The organism is Rhodanobacter sp. Root179 (assembly GCF_001428465.1).
In the GTDB taxonomy this organism is placed as follows: Bacteria; Pseudomonadota; Gammaproteobacteria; order Xanthomonadales; family Rhodanobacteraceae; genus Rhodanobacter.
Genome location: NZ_LMHR01000088.1, coordinates 237272 through 253918 on the forward strand (window position 1 = coordinate 237272; position 16647 = coordinate 253918).

Genomic DNA, 16647 nt, shown 5'->3' on the forward strand with positions numbered 1-16647 from the left:
GCGCCACGCGTGACCTGCCATCGCCGCATCCTGGCCGGCCGGCGCGACCTGCTCGCGCCGGCCGCTTCATTTCCCGCGCGCTATCCCTGCCTGCTGGAAAGCGTGGTGCATGGCACCGCGCAGTCGCGCTACGACATCCTGTTCGGATTTCCCGAAGACTCGCTGAGCCTGCACGCGGACGGGAGCCTGCGCGACCACGACGGACGGCCGCGGGAAGGGCGCTTCCTCGACGCGCTGGATGAGGCCTGGCGCGCCGCCCGCCTGCCGCCCGCGGACGACGACCTGCCGTTCCACGGCGGCTGGGTGCTGCTGCTGGCCTATGAACTGGCCGGCGAGATCGAGCCGGGGCTGCGCCTGCGTCCGCCCGCCGAGCTGCCTCTGGCGCTGGCGCTGCGCTGCCCGGCGGCGGTGATCGTCGACCATGCACGTGACTGCACGATCCTGGTCGCCGAGGCGGGGCGGGAGGATATTCTCGACCGGCTCGAAGCGGATCTTTGCGCGGAATCCTCGATCCCGCCGCTGGCCGGGCCGTGCGGTTGGGACGAGGACGCGCCGGAACATTTCCTCGATGGCGTGGCGCGCATCCACGAGCATCTCCATGCCGGCGACATCTTCCAGGTGAACCTGTCGCGCGCGTGGCGTGCCCGTTACGCGCAGCCGCCCACCGCGGCCTCGCTCTACGCGGTATTGCGCCGTGCCAACCCGGCGCCGTTTGCGGGCCTGCTGCAGCAGCCGGGCTGGGCGGTGGTGAGCTCGTCGCCGGAACGGCTGGTCGAAGTGCGCGGCGGCGTGGCGCAGACCCGGCCGATCGCCGGCACCCGTCCACGCGTGCCCGGTGACGACGATGCGGCGCGCATCCGCGAGCTCAGCGCGCATCCGAAGGAGCGCGCCGAACACGTGATGCTGATCGACCTGGAGCGCAACGACCTGGGTCGGGTCTGCGTGCCGGGCACGGTCGCGGTCGACGAGCTGATGGTGGTGGAGAGTTACGTCCACGTTCACCACATCGTCTCCAATGTACGCGGGCGACTGCGCAGCGAGGTGACGCCCGGCGAGGTGATTGCCGCGACCTTCCCGGGCGGCACCATCACCGGTTGTCCCAAGGTGCGCTGCATGGAAATCATCGCGGCGCTGGAAGACGCGCCACGCGGCGCCTATACCGGCGCGCTGGGTTATCTCGATCGCAACGGTGAGCTCGACTTGAACATCCTGATCCGCACGCTGACCCTGCTGGGCAACGAAGTGAGCCTGCGCGCCGGCGCCGGCATCGTGGCCGATTCGGTGGCAGCCAGCGAGCTGGCGGAAACCCGTGCCAAGGCGCGCGGGCTGCTGCGCGCGCTGGGAGTGCCGGACTGATGCCTGCGCGCATCCTGGTCGACGGCGCAGCGGCGCAGCAGGTTTCGGTGCTGGATCGTGGCCTGGCCTACGGTGACGGCCTGTTCGAAAGCATTCGCCTGGTCGGCGGCGTCGCGCCCCTGTGGTCGCGTCACATGCAACGACTGGCCGATGGCTGCGCGCGCCTGCGGATTCCCGCGGCCGACCCGCAGCAACTTTGGCGCGAGGCGTTGCAGGTCAGCGCCGGCATGCCGCAGTCGGTGGTCCGCCTCACGCTCAGCCGCGGCCAGGGTGAGCGCGGCTACGCGCTGCCGGTCCACGTGCAACCCACCCGCGTGGTGGCTGCATTCGCACCACCGCAAGTGGATCGGGACGTGTATGCGCAAGGCGTGCGCATGCGCGTCTGCGCCATCCGCCTGGCGGAACAGCCCCTGCTGGCCGGCATCAAGCATCTGAACCGGCTGGAGCAGGTCATGGCGCGGGCCGAGTGGGATGATCCGGCGATCGCCGAAGGCGTCCTGCTGGATAGCCACGAGCGGGTGATTTCGGCGACCATGGCCAATCTGTTTGCGGTGATCGATGGTCAGTTGCTGACGCCATCGCTGGACCGTTGCGGCGTGGCCGGGGTGGCGCGAGCCGAGGTGCTGGCGTGCTGTCCCGCGGCGCGAGTGGGTGACATGACGCTGGCGATGCTGCACGCGGCGGACGAGTTGTTCCTCAGTTCGAGCGTGCGCGGCGTCGTGCCGGTGCGTTCGCTCGATGGGCGCGACCATCGGCCCGGTGCACTCACGCGCCGGTTGCAGCAGCATTGGCAGGATCTGGGTTTCACGATGGAGCAGGCTGGATGAGTGACAAACGGGTGCGCGGCCGCGCATGGCTCAAGCTGCTGGTGCTCCTGTTGCTGGCGGCGGCCGGCGCCGTGTTCTATCTCGGCAACGCCTATACGCGGTTCAATTCGACGCCGCTGAACGTGGCGGCCGGCGGTGGCAGCATCGAGGTGGCCCGGGGTAGCAGCTTCAGGGACATCGTCGCCGACCTGCGCCGGCAGGGCCTGAGCACGGCCAACCCGCTGTACTGGCGGGCGCTGGCGGCGCAGATGCGAGTGGCCGGCAAGCTGCATGCCGGCGAGTACGCGCTCGAGCCGGGCATCACGCCGCGCCAGCTGCTGGCCAACATGGCGGCAGGCCGGGTGCTGCAGCGCAATTTCACCATCGTCGACGGCTGGACCTTCGCCGAGCTGCGCCAGGCGCTGGCCAGGGCGGAGAAGCTGCAGCACGACAGCGCGAACCTGGATGACGCCGCCCTGATGCAGAAGATCGGTGCGGGCGGCGAGGCGCCGGAAGGGCGTTTCCTGCCCGAGACCTATGCCTATGTGAAGGGCGACAGCGATCTGGACATCCTGCGCCGCGCACACGCCGCGATGGTGAAGACGCTGGATGAATTGTGGCCGGGCCGCGCGCCGGACCTGCCGCTGGCCACGCCGTACGAGGCGCTGATCCTGGCCTCGATCGTGGAGAAGGAAACCGGCCTTCCCGTCGAGCGGGCGCAGATCGCCGGGGTGTTCGTGCGGCGGCTGCAGAACCACATGCTGCTGCAGACCGACCCCAGCGTGATCTACGGCATGGGTGCGAACTACGCCGGCAATATCCGCAAGAGCGACCTGACTACCGACACGCCGTTCAACACCTATACCCGGGCCGGCCTGCCGCCGACGCCGATCGCCTTGCCCGGCAGGCCCGCGCTGGTCGCGGCCCTGCATCCGGCCGCCGGCGATGCGCTGTATTTCGTGGCGCGTGGCGATGGCGGCCATGTGTTTGCGCGCTCGCTGGAAGAACACAATCGCAATGTCGACTGCTACCAGCGGAAGCGTTGCCGATGATCGCGCGAGGGAAGTTCATCAGCCTCGAAGGCGGCGAGGGTGCGGGCAAGAGCACCTTGCTGGCTGGCCTGCGCGAACACCTCGAACGAAACGGCGTGTCGCTGGTGCAGACGCGCGAGCCCGGCGGAACCACCGTGGGCGAGGCCGTGCGTGCCATCGTGCTCGATCCGGCCCAGCGCGGCATGGCCGCGGAAACCGAACTGCTGCTGATGTTCGCCGCGCGTGCGCAACTGGTGCGCGAGGTGATCGAGCCGGCGCTGGCGGCGGGGCGCTGGGTGCTGTGTGACCGCTACGCCGATGCCAGCCATGCCTACCAGGGTGGCGGTCGCGGCCAGCCGACCGAACGCATCGCGGAGCTGGAACGCTGGGCCTGCATGGGCGTGCAGCCGGACCTGACCCTGCTGCTCGACCTGCCGGTGGCCACCGGGCGGGCGCGCGCCGCCGGACGCGGCGACGCCGACCGCATCGAAGTCGAGGCAGATGCCTTCTTCGAACGCGTGCGTGCCCGTTATCGCGAGCGTGCCGCGGCCGAACCCGAACGTTTCCGGACGCTCGACGCCGGCCAGTCGCCGGCCCAGGTGCTGGCTGCCGCCACGATGGCACTGGAAGACCTGCTGGCCGGGGCGCGGCCATGAGCGTGCTGCCCTGGCAGGTTCCGCACTGGGCGCGGCTGCAGGCAAGTCGCCAGCGCGGGGCACTGGCGCATGCGCTGCTGGTCTGTGGTGCTGCCGGGCTGGGCAAGCGCGCGTTCGTCCAGCATTTCATGCAGGGTCTGCTGTGCAGTGAGCCGGTGGACGGCGAGCCCTGCGGCCATTGCCGCAGCTGCCTGCTGATCGCCGCCGGTTCCCACCCGGACCTGGTCACCTTGAGTTTCGGGCTGCGCAAGGACGGCGTGCAGCGCAGCGAGATCGTGGTCGACCAGATCCGCGAACTGTCCGCGCGGCTGGCGATGAACAGCCAGTTCGGCGGCTGGCAGGTGGCGGTCATCGACCCAGCCGACGCGATGAACGCGGCTGCCGCCAATGCGCTGCTGAAGACGCTGGAGGAGCCGGCCGCGCAGACCATGCTGATCCTGCTGGCCGATGCGCCCTGGCGCCTGCCGCAGACGATTCGCAGTCGCTGCCAGCGGGTCGAGTTCCAGCTTCCGGCCGAAGCCGATGCGCTGGCCTGGCTGCAGGACGAAGGCGTGCGCCATCCCGCGGAGGCGCTGGCGGCGGCTGCCGGCAATCCCGGCCTGGCCCGGGCCTGGGCCGGCGAGGGCGCGCTGGAGCGCCGGCAGGAAGTGCGCAAGGACCTGGCGGCGCTGGCCGCCGGCCGGGGACAGCCCATCGAGGTCGTCAAGCGCTGGCTGGACAACGAGCCGGCGCAGCGGCTGTGGTTCGCCGCCCAGGCCACCGCGGACGAGATCCGCGCACGTTCATCAGCCAGCACCACCCCGTTGGCCAGCGCCATGGACGTCGAGGCGCTGGCGCACTGGTATGACGCGGTCAATCGTACCCGCGAGGCCCTGCGCGGACCGCTTCGTGGCGACCTGTTGCTGCTCGAACTGCTCGCGCAGTGGCGATGACCCCGGCTGGCGGCATCTCGCTGACGTCGGCGGCGATGGATGGCCTGCCGGAGTTTTCCGGGCAGACCCGGTTGCTGGTGATCGCGCCGCATCCAGATGACGAAACCATCGCCACCGGCCTGCTGATCCAGCGGGTGCGTGCGGCGGGCGGCGAGGTGCGCATCCTGCTGCTCACGGCCGGCGACAACAATCCCTGGCCGCAGCGCTGGCTGGAGCGACGCATCCGCATTGGCGCCGACGATCGCAAGCGCTGGGGCCAGCGCCGTCGTGGCGAGATGTTGCAGGCGCTGCAGCAGCTTGGCCTGGCTGATTCGAGCCTGCAGTCGCTGGGCTGGCCGGACATGGGACTGACCGAACTGCTGTTGCAGTCGTCCGAGGCCACCGTGGCGACGCTGGCGGCGGCCATCGATGCGTTTCGCCCCAGCCTGGTGCTGGCGCCGGCGCTGTCCGACCATCATCCGGATCATGGCTCGGCGCACGTGCTGGTGCGCCTGGCCCTGGCAGCGCAGGCCGACCCGCCGCCCCTGCTGGGCTATCTGGTGCACGGGGAGCGGGGCGACGAGTCCTTCGAAGTGGCCGGCAGCACCTTGCAGCTCGCCCGCAAGCTCGCTGCGCTGGAGGCGCATCGCAGCCAGATGGCACTCAGCGGCACGCGCATGCGGCATCTGGCTGGCCGGCCGGAGTGCTGGGCCTGGCCAGCCCCGCCACTGGCGGCCTTGCCCTGGCGGCCGCCAGCCTGGTTGAACCCGTGGCTGCGGCTCAGCGTGGTCAGTGCAGCGGGGGTGGAACGCTGGCGCTGGGCACAGGCCCCGCTGCAACGCGACGATGCCGGAAGCTGGCGCCTGTTGCCCTCTGCCGTGGCACGGCAGGCGCCGGTCTTCGCGCGCCTGACCCTGGCCTTGCCCACGCCGTGGATTTTCGATCACTGGGGCTGGTGCGAACTTTCCTGATCGGCTGCCCGTGCAGGACGGCTCTTGCGCGCCCCGGTTGACCGGGCTAGCTTGAGGCAGGGGGAAGATGACGGTGGCCTGGTCCGTCATCACGTCCGGTCACGCAATCCGGTGACGGCAATTCCAGTGGTTCCAGCAGCTGCCTGGAAGGGCAGACGTCATCGCAGCCGGTCCATCCGGCGGACATCCGAATGCACATATCGGAGCAGGACTCGACGCAGGTGGCAGCCGATGCCGCGTCAGGCGAGAGTTTCCATGCCGCGTTGTCCGAGATCGGGCAGCTGCTGGTGCGTGCGCTGGAGCCGGCAGTCCTGTACGAGGCGGTGATCGAGGTCCTGCAGCGCCGGATCGGCGCGCGGCTGGTGATGGTGGGCGAACTGGACCACCGCAGCGGTTGGCTGCAGCGCATCGCGCCCGCCGACGTGGCTGCCGGGATGGCCGACATCTACCCCGAGCGCATCCCGTTTTCGGCGGCGCAGCCCGCGTTCTGGCGCGGCGAGCCGCAACTCGAAGCCGACATCCGCCACAGCGAGGCCCTGCAGATGTTCCGGCCCGCCTACGCAAGGCACGAGGTGGGTGCCGCGCTGGCCGTGCCGGTGCTGAAGTTTGGCGAAGTCTGCGCAGCGCTGATGATACGGGCCGCGCACGCCGACTATTTCTCGCCGCGGATGATCGAGCTGCTGCAGCAGGCGGCGATCAGCATCGGGTTCGGTCTCGAAGCGCACGAGCAACGCACGCGCCTGCTGCTTTCGGTGCAGGACGAGGCGCGGCAGCGGCGTGCGCTGCGCCTGCTCAGTGAGATGATCAAGCTGGTCACCCACAGCGAAAGCGAACCGTCGCTGTTGTCCGGCGCCTGTCGCGTGCTGCGTGCCACCGGTGGTTACAGCGCTGCCTGGATCGGCCTGCTCGAAACCGGTGATCCAGGTCGCCTGCTGCAGCAGGCGCACGAAGGGCTGGACGCCGGCTTGCTGCAGGACCTCCAGTCGAGCCCGCTCGATCGCACGCCTGCGGGCGTCATGGTGGCCAGGGCGCTTGCACTGGGTCAGCCTCAGTCGAGCCATCGAGGCGCGGCGCAGTCCAGGTGTGCAGACGTGCAGTCGCTGCTGGCCTTGCCGCTGCGTGTGGCCGGGGCGATCGCCGGTTGCCTGGTCGTCGGCGCGGCCACTGCGGATGCCTTCGGCGACATCGAGATCCAGGCCTTCGCCGAGATGGCGGTGGAGCTGGGGCTGGGTATCCAGGTGCAGCGCGCCCAAACGGCCAGGCTGGCGGCGGAACAGGAACTGCGCTTCAACCTGCAGTATTTCCGCACGGTGCTGTCCACCCAGCATGCCGGCATCCTGGTGGTGTCCGAGGACGATCGCGTGGGGTTTGCCAACGAGGCCTTCTGCACCCTGTTCGGCCTGCCCGAATCGCCCGCCGAGCTGGAGGGCAGGGCGGCGGACTGGCTCTACGCACGACTGCTTTCAACTTATGCCGATCCGGCATCCGCCGAGCGGCGAATCGGCCAGATCCTGCAGCAGGACCTGCCCGTCAAGGGCGATGAAGTGACCATGGGCGACGGGCGCATCTTCCTGCGCGACTTCACCCCGGTGCGGGTCGGCGAGGTTGCCAGTGGACGCCTCTGGCATCACCGCGACATCACCCGGCAGAAGATGCACGAGGCACGTGTCGAGCGGCTGGCCTTCTATGACGTGGTGACCGGATTGCCGAACCGCCGCCTGCTGTTCGAGCTACTGGAACAGGCTCGTACCCGCGCCGGCACGCAAGGCAGCCTGCTGGCCGTGGGCGTGCTGGACCTGGATCGCTTCAAGAGCGTCAACGACACGATCGGCCATGGTGGCGGCGACCATGTGCTGGCGGAGGCCTCGGCGCGGGTCGTGGGCATGTTGCGCGAGGCGGACGTGCTGGCCCGCTTCGGCGGCGACGAGTTCGCCCTGGTCATCCCGGGGCTGGACAGCCGCGAGCAGCTCGACGTGATCAGCCGCTGCATCCTCCAGGTCCTGCGCGCGCCGTTCAACCTGATGGGCGAGCAACTGTACCTGTCGGCCAGCATCGGCTGGACCCTGTTTCCGCTGGACGAATCGGATGCCGAGGGCTTGGTGCGTCATGCCGACCTGGCGATGTACCAGGCCAAGGACGAGGGCAAGGATCGCGGCATGTTGTACGAGCCGGCGATGGAGCTCGAGCAGGTCCGCCTGCAGGCGATGCGCGAACGGATCGCGCAGGCCCTGCAGCAGGATCAGCTGCTGCTGCTGTTCCAGCCGATCGTCTATATCGACGGCCTGCCGGGCCTGCACGGCGTGGCCGGCATGGAAGCCCTGCTGCGACTGAGTGACAGCGATCCGCTGGTCGAGCCGGGCAATTTCATGCACGTGCTGGACGACCCGCAACTGGCTCGCCCGATCGGCCGCTACGTGCTGGAAGAGGCGCTGCGCTGCTGCCAGTCGTGGATCCGCGCGGGCGTTTCGATCCCGGTGTCGGTCAACATCAGTACCCGCCACCTGCTGCATCCGGCCTTCTTCACCGACATCGACGCCGTGCTGGAGAATTATCCCGACGTGATGGACGTGGGCTTCGGCATCGAGGTGACCGAGACCGGGCCGAGCATGGACCACGCCCGCGCCAAGGAGGTGATCGAGGAATGCCGCCGCCGCGGCATCCGCGTGGGCCTGGACGACTTCGGCACCGGCAGCGCCTCGCTGAGCCACATCCAGAAGCTCGACATCGAACACATCAAGCTGGACCAGAGCTTCGTGCGCGACATCATCAGCAACGACCGGAACATGGCGATCGCCGCGGGGGTGATCACCACGGCGCGCATGCTGGCCAAGGCGGTGATCGCCGAGGGCGTGGAAACCTCCGATCAGGGCGACCTGCTGGCCTCGCTCGGCTGCCATCAGTTGCAGGGCTTCTGGATATCCCGGCCCATGCCGGCCGCGCAGGTGCCGGGCTGGGTTGCCGGCTGGGTTCCGCCGGGGTCCTGGGGCAGCCTGGTGAACGAGCGCCAGTCGCTGCTGGCGAGCCAGCAGGGCATTGCGTGACGACGCCCGGTGGTATGCGCCGCTGACAGCCTCTAAGATCCGTCCCATCGACCGGAGGTGTCACACGTCCGGCAGGAGCCAAGCATGAAACCCATGGGCGCCCGGCAGGGCATCATCTCGCTGAAAATCAAGGATGCGGCGTCGCTGTACAACGCGTACATGCCGTTCCTCAAGCACGGCGGCCTGTTTGCCGCCACCGCGCAGTCCTATTCGCTGGGCGACGAGGTGGTCCTGCTGGTGACCCTGGCGGAGGAAACCGAGCGCATCTCGGTGGTCGGCAAGGTGGTCTGGGTCAGCCCGGTCGGTGCCCAGGGCAATCGCACTGCCGGCATCGGCATCCACTTCAACGAGTCGGGCGATGCGGAAGCCGCCCGCAGCCGGATCGAGAACATCCTGGCCGGCACCCTCAACTCCGAGCGCCCCACGCATACGATGTGATGCGTGGGCGTCGCCGCGTCCGTACTTTGTGACGGGCATGTGTGGTGCGGTTAGTCGGCACGCAATCAGCCGTCAAGGCTTGTTGTACCCCTTCGCACTGATACAATGGCGGGATTCGCGAAATCTTTTCGCGAGACGTCGGACGTCCATGGCAGCAACGCCTGCGGACGGGGCTGGAAAGCCCAGGGTCCCAGCGGCCTGCCGAATCGAAATCGCCGGACCGTGAGTTGCCCGATCACACCCACGGTCACTGATGCGCCCAACGGCGCGGAGGTAAGTTGCATCGTGCTTGCCGAATACTGGCCTGTCCTGTTGTTCATCGGCGTCGCTGCCGGCCTTGGCGTGGTGCTGCTGGCCATTGGCCTGCTGGCAGGCCCGCGTCGTCCCGAGGCGGAGAAGCTGGCGCCGTACGAGTGCGGCTTCGAGGCGTTCGAGGACGCCCGCATGCGCTTCGACGTGCGCTACTACCTGCTTGCCATCTTGTTCATCATCTTCGATCTGGAAATCGCCTTCCTGTTTCCGTGGGCGGTGGTCTTCCAGCAGCTCGGCGTGATCGCGCTGATCGAGATGGGCCTGTTCCTGCTGTTGCTGGTCATCGGTTTCGCCTACGTGTGGAAGAAGGGAGCACTCGAATGGGAGTGATGGATTCCGTCAGCCGGGTGATGCACAACCCGGAGCCGTTGAACCTGGTCGACGACATCCTGCTGCCCGCCGGCGACAATCCGGTGGTGCAGCGTGGCTTCGCCACCACCAGCATCGACGCGCTGATGAACTGGGCGCGCACCGGCTCGATGTGGCCGATGACGTTCGGCCTGGCCTGCTGCGCGGTGGAGATGATGCATGCCGGCATGTCGCGACTGGACCTGGACCGCTACGGCGTGATCTTCCGTCCCAGCCCGCGCCAGTCCGACGTGATGATCGTGGCCGGCACCCTGGTCAACAAGATGGCCCCGGCGCTGCGCAAGGTCTACGACCAGATGCCCGAGCCGAAGTGGGTGATCTCGATGGGCAGCTGCGCCAACGGCGGCGGCTATTACCACTACTCCTATTCCGTGGTGCGTGGTTGCGACCGCATCGTGCCGGTGGACATCTACGTGCCAGGCTGCCCGCCCACGGCCGAAGCGCTGATCCACGGCATCCTGCAGTTGCAGAAGAAGATCCGCCGCACCAGCACCATCGCGCGCTCTTGAGCGGCACATCCGAAGGCGCAGCCATGACCGATACCCCCAAGACCTCGCTGGCCACCCAGCTGATCGCGCGATTCGGCGACACGCTGAGCATCAGCACGGTTCGCAATGAAACCGTCGCCGAACTCGCAGCGGCCGACCTGATCGCCGTGGCCACCGCGCTGCGCGACGAGCCGGCGTTCCGCTTCAGCGAACTGATCGACCTGTGCGGCATCGACTATCTCGGCTACGGCCAGACCGAGTGGGATACTGATACCGTCTCCGGCACCGGCTTTTCCCGCGGTGTGGAAGGCGAAGCCCAGGGTCGCTTCGACTGGGCCGGACGTCCCCGCGGCGGAAGCCAGCCGCGCCGGTTCGCCGCGGTGATCCAGTTGCTCTCGCTCGAACACAACCGGCGCCTGCGACTGCGCGTGTTCTGCGCGGACGACAGCCTGCCGGTGGTGCCTTCGCTGACCCTGGTGTGGCCGGGCGTGAACTGGTTCGAGCGCGAGGCGTTCGACCTGTACGGCATCATCTTCGATGGCCATCCCGACCTGCGCCGCATCCTCACCGACTATGGCTTCGTCGGCCATCCGTTCCGCAAGGACTTCCCGCTGATCGGCAACGTCGAAGTGCGCTACGACCCGCTGCAGAAGCGGGTGATCTACGAGCCGGTGTCGATCGAACCGCGCGTGCTGGTTCCACGCACCATTCGCGACGATGCCGACCTGATGCAGGCCAAGGCCGAAGCCGCCGATCACTGGCGGGAGAATTGAGCATGCAAGAGATCCGCAACTACACGATGAATTTCGGCCCGCAGCATCCGGCCGCCCATGGCGTGCTGCGCCTGATCATGGAGATGGACGGCGAGACCATCGTCCGCGCCGATCCCCACGTGGGCCTGCTGCATCGCGGTACCGAAAAGCTCGCCGAGTCCAAGCCTTTCAACCAGTCGATCGGCTACATGGACCGGCTCGACTACGTGTCGATGATGTGCAACGAGCACGCCTACGTGCGCTCGATCGAGACCCTGCTGGGGATCGCGGCGCCGGAGCGTGCGCAGTACATCCGCACCATGTTCGACGAGATCACCCGCATCCTGAACCACCTGATGTGGATCGGCTCGAACGCGCTCGACCTGGGCGCGATGGCGGTGATCCTGTACGCGTTCCGCGAACGCGAGGAACTGATGGACGTCTACGAGGCGGTGTCGGGCGCGCGCATGCACGCCACGTACTATCGCCCCGGCGGCGTCTACCGCGACCTGCCCGAACAGATGTCGAAGTACCGCGAGTCGCCGTGGCACAAGGGTGCCGACCTGAAGCGCATCAACAGCTGGCGCGAAGGGTCGATGCTCGACTACCTCGAGGCGTTCACTGCCGACTTCCCGTCCAAGGTGGACGAGTACGAGGAACTGCTCACCACCAACCGCATCTGGAAACAGCGCACCGTCGGCATCGGCGTGATCAGCCCGGAACTGGCCCAGCAATGGGGCATGACCGGCGCGATGCTGCGCGGCTCGGGCGTCGAGTGGGACCTGCGCAAGAAGCAGCCGTACGCGAAGTACGCCGAGATGGACTTCGACATCCCGGTCGGCGTCAACGGCGACTGCTACGACCGTTACCTGGTGCGCGTGGAAGAGATGCGCCAGTCGAACCGGATCATCCGGCAGTGCGTGCAGTGGCTGAAGGCCAACCCCGGCCCGGTGATGGTGAAGAACTTCAAGGTCGCCCCGCCGTCGCGGGTCGAGATGAAGGAGGACATGGAAGCCATGATCCATCACTTCAAGCTGTTCACCGAAGGCTATTGCGTGCCGGCCGGCGAGACCTATTGCGCGGTCGAGGCGCCCAAGGGCGAGTTCGGCTGCTACCTGGTTTCCGACGGCGCCAACAAGCCGTTCCGCGTGCACCTGCGCGCACCGGGCTTCGCCCACCTGTCATCCATGGACACCATCGTGCGCGGCCACATGCTCGCCGACGTGGTGGCCATGATCGGTACCTATGACCTCGTGTTCGGCGAAGTGGATCGCTGAGCCGGCACGACGGAGAAACCCATGAAAGCCACCGGACATTTCGAGCAGGTCAGGAACGTCGACCCGTTCGCCGTACTCACCGAACACACCCGCCGGCACATCGATGCCTGGGCGGCCAAGTTCCCGCCGGACCGCAAGCGCTCGGCGCTGATCCAGGCGCTGTTTGGCGCGCAGGAGCAGAACCATGGCTACCTCACCGACGAGCTGATCACCGCGGTGGCCAAGTATCTCGAGCTGCCGGCGATCTGGGCGTACGAGGTGGCTAGCTTCTACTCGATGCTGGAAACCAGGCCGGTCGGCCGCAACAACGTGGCGATCTGCACCAACATCTCGTGCTGGCTCAACGGCGCGGAAGACCTGCTGCGCCACTGCGAGACCAAGCTCGGCATCAAGGCGGGCGAAAGCACGCCCGATGGCCGGATCTATCTGAAACTGGAAGAAGAATGCATCGCGGCGTGCGTCTACGCACCGGCGATGACGGTGAACGGTCATTACCATGAGCGCCTAACCGTCGAGAAGATCGACGCGATCCTCGATGGCCTGAGCATGGATGGCCCTGCGCACGGCCACGACGCCGAGGGGAACCACTGATGGCTGTCGGACCCGCACCCCAGGACCACCAGGTTGTCTACACCACGCTGCATTTCGACAAGCCGTGGTCGATGGAAAGCTACGAGAAGGTCGATGGCTACAAGGCGTGGAAGAAGATCCTCGCCGAGAAGCCCGACCCGGCCTCGCTGGTCGACGAGATCAAGAAGAGCAGCCTGCGCGGCCGTGGCGGCGCGGGCTTCCCGACCGGCCTGAAGTGGTCCTTCATGCCCAAGGGCGACATGCAGAAGTACATCCTGTGCAACTCGGACGAGTCCGAGCCGGGCACGGCGAAGGACCGCGACATCCTGCGTTACAACCCGCATGCGGTGATCGAGGGCCTGGCCATCGCCTGCTATTGCACCGGTTCCACCGTGGCCTACAACTACCTGCGCGGCGAATTCCATCACGAGCCCTACGAGCACATCGAGGAGGCGCTGAAGGAAGCCTACGCCGCCGGCCTGCTCGGCAAGAACGTGCAGGGCAGTGGCATCGACGTGGACATCTACAACGCGCTCGGCGCGGGCGCCTACATCTGCGGCGAAGAAACCGCGCTGATGGAATCGCTGGAAGGCAAGAAGGGCCAGCCGCGCTTCAAGCCGCCGTTCCCGGCCGGTTTCGGCCTGTATGGCAAGCCGACCACGATCAACAACACCGAGACCTATGCCTCGGTGCCGGCGATCCTGCGCAACGGCGCCGACTGGTTCCTCGACCTCGGCAAGCCGAACAATGGCGGCCCGAAGATCTTTTCCGTCTCCGGCCACGTCAACAACCCCGGCAATTTCGAGATCCGCCTGGGCACGCCGTTCTCCGAGCTGCTGGCGATGGCCGGCGGCGTGCGCAACGGCCACAAGCTCAAGGCGGTGATCCCCGGCGGCTCGTCGATGAAGGTGCTGCCGGCCGAGATCATGCTCGACAGCACGATGGACTACGACTGCCTGCAGAAGGCCGGTTCGGGCCTGGGTTCCGGCGCGGTAATCGTGATGGACGAGACCACCTGCATGGTCAGGGTCTGCCACCGCATCTCGCGTTTCTACAAGGCCGAGTCGTGTGGCCAGTGCACGCCGTGCCGCGAGGGCACCGGCTGGATGCACCGTGTGCTGACCCGCATCGTCGAGGGCAGGGGCACCGAGGAAGACCTGCATCGGCTGAAGGCGATCGCCGGCCAGATCGAGGGCCACACCATCTGCGCCTTCGGCGAAGCCGCCGCGTGGCCGGTGCAGGGCTTCCTGGCCCGCTTCTGGAATGAATTCGAATACTTCGTGCAGCACGGTCGCTCGATGGTCGAGGACAAGCTTGCACAAGCCAACTCTGGAGTTGCTGCATGAGTGCGCAGCCGACCGGCACCGCGCCGGACCTGATCAACATCGAGGTCGACGGCAAGCCGACGCAGATCCGCAAGGGCGCGATGATCATCGAGGCGGCCGACGCGATCGGCGTATCGATCCCGCGTTTCTGCTATCACCGCAAGCTGCCGATCGCCGCCAACTGCCGCATGTGCCTGGTCGACGTGGAGATGGGCGGCAAGCTGATGCCCAAGCCGCAGCCGGCGTGCGCCACTCCGGTGGCCGAAGGCATGAAGGTGATGACGCGCTCGGACAAGGCGCTGAAATTCCAGAAAGACGTGATGGAATTCCTGCTGATCAACCATCCGCTGGACTGCCCGGTCTGCGACCAGGGCGGCGAGTGCGAATTGCAGGACGTGGCGCTGGGTTATGGCCGCAGTGTGTCGCGCTACACCGAGCGCAAGCGCGCCGTGGCCGACGAGAACATCGGGCCGCTGGTCGCCACCGAGATGACCCGCTGCATTCACTGCACCCGCTGCGTGCGTTTCACCAGCGAGATCGCCGGCAGCTATGAGCTCGGCGGCATGGGGCGTACCGAAGACCTGCAGATCGGCACCTATATCGGCAAGACGATCGAGACCGAGCTGTCCGGCAACATCATCGATGTCTGCCCGGTCGGCGCGCTGACCAACAAGCCGTTCCAGTTCAAGGCACGTGCCTGGGAGCTGGTCGCCAAGCCGTCCGTCGGCTACCACGATGCACTGGGTTCCAACCTGTGGCTGCACGTGCGCCGTGGCGAGGTGCTGCGCACCGTGCCTCGCGACAACGAGGCGGTCAACGAGTGCTGGCTGTCCGATCGCGACCGCTACAGCCACCAGGGCATGTATGCCGACGACCGCATCGGCAAGCCGGAGATCAAGCGCAACGGCCAGTGGCAGGTGGTTGGCTGGGAAGAGGCGCTGGAATTTGCCGGCGAGGCACTGAAGAAGGCGCCGGGCAGCGAGCTGGGCATGCTGGTTCATCCGGCCAGCTCGAACGAGGAAGGCGATCTGCTGATGCGGCTGGCCCGCGGCCTGGGCAGCGCCCACGTCGATCATCGCCTGCGCCAGCTCGATTTCGCCGACAACGCCGTGGCGCGCCCGTTCGGCTTGCCGGTGGCGGAAGTCGGCCAGGTCCGCGCAGCGCTGCTGGTCGGTTCGGACCTGCGCCACGAGATGCCGCTGCTCAACCACCGCATCCACCAGGCGACCAAGAAGGGCGCCAGGATCTACGCGATCAATCCGGCGCGTTTCGATTTCAATTACAAGCTGGCCGGTGAGGCGATCGTTGCCCCGTCGGCCATGGTCGACGCCCTGATGACGCTGGCCAGGGCGGCAGTCGCCGCGGGCGCTTCGGCGCCGGCGGCGCTGGCCGACGCCATTGCTGCGGTAGCGGGCGACGACGCCGGCAACGACACGATCGCGGCGCTGAAGTCGGGCCCGGCGGTGGTGATCCTGGGCGAGGCCGCGGTAACCCATCCGCAGGCGTCCTGGTTGCGTGCCATCGCCCGTTTCATTGCCGACGCCACGGGCGCCGGCTACGACGAGTTGCCGGTGGGCGCCAATGCGGTGGGCCTGGCCCAGCTCGGCGTGGTGCCGGGCAATGGCGGGCTGGACGCGCAGGCGATGCTGGCGCAGCCGCGCAAGAGCTATGTGTTGTACGGTGTCGAGCCGCCGCACGATTTCGCCGATGGCGCAGCGGCCCTGAACGCCTTGCGCGCGGCCGAGCAGGTGGTGGCGTTCAGCGCCTACGCCAGCCCGGCGCTGCGCGAGGTGGCCGACGTGATCCTGCCGATCGCCTTGCTGCCGGAAAGCGAGGCCACCCTGGTCAACGTCGACGGCCTGGCCCAGGGCGTGGCGGCCGGCGCGAAGGCACCGGGGGAGGCCCGGCCGGGCTGGAAGGTGCTGCGTGCGCTGGGCGGCGCGCTGCAACTGGCCGGTTTCGAGTTCGACGATCTTGCCGGTCTGCGCGAAGGTATCGCCGGGCGGGCGGTCTCCGAACGCCAGGGTCTGGCGGCGCGCGTCACGACGGGCGGCCTGAGCCGTCTGGCGACCTGGCCGATCTATCGCATGGATGCCGTGCTGCGTCGTGCCACGGCGCTGAATGCGCATCCGCTCAATCGTGCCCCGGCGGCGCGCATGAATGCCGCCGAGGCGACCCGCCAGGGTCTTGCCGTCGGCGACACCGTACGTGTGGTCGAGGCCTCGTTGCCGCTGGTGATCGATGCCGCCGTGCCCGATGGCGCGGTCTGGATCGAGGCTGCGCATGACCTCACCGCCACGCTGCCGCCGTATGGCGCGTCCATCACCCTGAGCAAGGCTTAAGC

The 16647-nt window shown here is 67.8% G+C and carries 15 protein-coding genes; all 15 read left to right on the plus strand.

The window, feature by feature from the left end; all coding sequences use genetic code 11:
• Positions 1-9 precede the first annotated feature (9 nt).
• On the plus strand, positions 10-1356 hold the full coding sequence (locus ASD82_RS16245) for an aminodeoxychorismate synthase component I (protein WP_056718831.1): 1347 nt from the start codon (positions 10-12) through the stop codon (positions 1354-1356).
• Positions 1356-2183, plus strand: a complete 828-nt coding sequence (pabC, locus tag ASD82_RS16250) for an aminodeoxychorismate lyase (RefSeq protein ID WP_056718832.1) — start codon at positions 1356-1358, stop codon at positions 2181-2183. Before ASD82_RS16245 ends, pabC begins: the two co-directional genes overlap by 1 nt.
• The gene (mltG, locus tag ASD82_RS16255) at positions 2180-3214 is read left to right on the plus strand and encodes an endolytic transglycosylase MltG (protein WP_056718833.1); all 1035 of its coding nucleotides are present in this window, start codon (positions 2180-2182) and stop codon (positions 3212-3214) included. Before pabC ends, mltG begins: the two co-directional genes overlap by 4 nt.
• Positions 3211-3849, plus strand: a complete 639-nt coding sequence (tmk, locus tag ASD82_RS16260; RefSeq protein WP_056718834.1) for a dTMP kinase — start codon at positions 3211-3213, stop codon at positions 3847-3849. Before mltG ends, tmk begins: the two co-directional genes overlap by 4 nt.
• Positions 3846-4781, plus strand: coding sequence for a DNA polymerase III subunit delta' (gene holB, locus ASD82_RS16265; RefSeq protein ID WP_056718835.1), 936 nt, complete (start codon positions 3846-3848; stop codon positions 4779-4781). The genes tmk and holB overlap by 4 nt, the downstream gene beginning before the upstream one ends.
• Positions 4778-5731 (plus strand): PIG-L family deacetylase, encoded by a 954-nt coding sequence (locus tag ASD82_RS16270; RefSeq protein ID WP_056718836.1) that lies wholly within the window; start codon positions 4778-4780, stop codon positions 5729-5731. Before holB ends, ASD82_RS16270 begins: the two co-directional genes overlap by 4 nt.
• Positions 5732-5922: 191 nt before the next feature.
• A complete protein-coding gene (locus tag ASD82_RS16275; RefSeq protein ID WP_056718837.1) occupies positions 5923-8772 on the plus strand; it encodes an EAL domain-containing protein in 2850 nt (949 codons plus the stop codon).
• Positions 8773-8856: 84 nt separating this feature from the next.
• A complete protein-coding gene (locus tag ASD82_RS16280; RefSeq protein WP_007805201.1) occupies positions 8857-9210 on the plus strand; it encodes a PilZ domain-containing protein in 354 nt (117 codons plus the stop codon).
• 285 nt (positions 9211-9495) lie between these two features.
• The gene (locus tag ASD82_RS16285; RefSeq protein WP_007805203.1) at positions 9496-9852 is read left to right on the plus strand and encodes an NADH-quinone oxidoreductase subunit A; all 357 of its coding nucleotides are present in this window, start codon (positions 9496-9498) and stop codon (positions 9850-9852) included.
• A complete protein-coding gene (locus ASD82_RS16290; RefSeq protein WP_007805204.1) occupies positions 9843-10400 on the plus strand; it encodes an NADH-quinone oxidoreductase subunit B in 558 nt (185 codons plus the stop codon). Before ASD82_RS16285 ends, ASD82_RS16290 begins: the two co-directional genes overlap by 10 nt.
• A 23-nt stretch (positions 10401-10423) precedes the next feature.
• Positions 10424-11152: an NADH-quinone oxidoreductase subunit C gene (locus ASD82_RS16295; RefSeq protein ID WP_056718838.1), complete on the plus strand. Its 729-nt coding sequence runs from the start codon at positions 10424-10426 to the stop codon at positions 11150-11152.
• 2 nt (positions 11153-11154) lie between these two features.
• Complete coding sequence (locus ASD82_RS16300) at positions 11155-12408, plus strand: NADH-quinone oxidoreductase subunit D (protein WP_056718839.1); 1254 nt, start codon at positions 11155-11157, stop codon at positions 12406-12408.
• 21 nt (positions 12409-12429) lie between these two features.
• The gene (gene nuoE, locus ASD82_RS16305; protein ID WP_007805207.1) at positions 12430-12999 is read left to right on the plus strand and encodes an NADH-quinone oxidoreductase subunit NuoE; all 570 of its coding nucleotides are present in this window, start codon (positions 12430-12432) and stop codon (positions 12997-12999) included.
• Complete coding sequence (gene nuoF, locus ASD82_RS16310) at positions 12999-14324, plus strand: NADH-quinone oxidoreductase subunit NuoF (RefSeq protein WP_056718840.1); 1326 nt, start codon at positions 12999-13001, stop codon at positions 14322-14324. The genes nuoE and nuoF overlap by 1 nt, the downstream gene beginning before the upstream one ends.
• The gene (nuoG, locus tag ASD82_RS16315) at positions 14321-16645 is read left to right on the plus strand and encodes an NADH-quinone oxidoreductase subunit NuoG (protein ID WP_056718841.1); all 2325 of its coding nucleotides are present in this window, start codon (positions 14321-14323) and stop codon (positions 16643-16645) included. Before nuoF ends, nuoG begins: the two co-directional genes overlap by 4 nt.
• Positions 16646-16647: the final 2 nt, after the last annotated feature.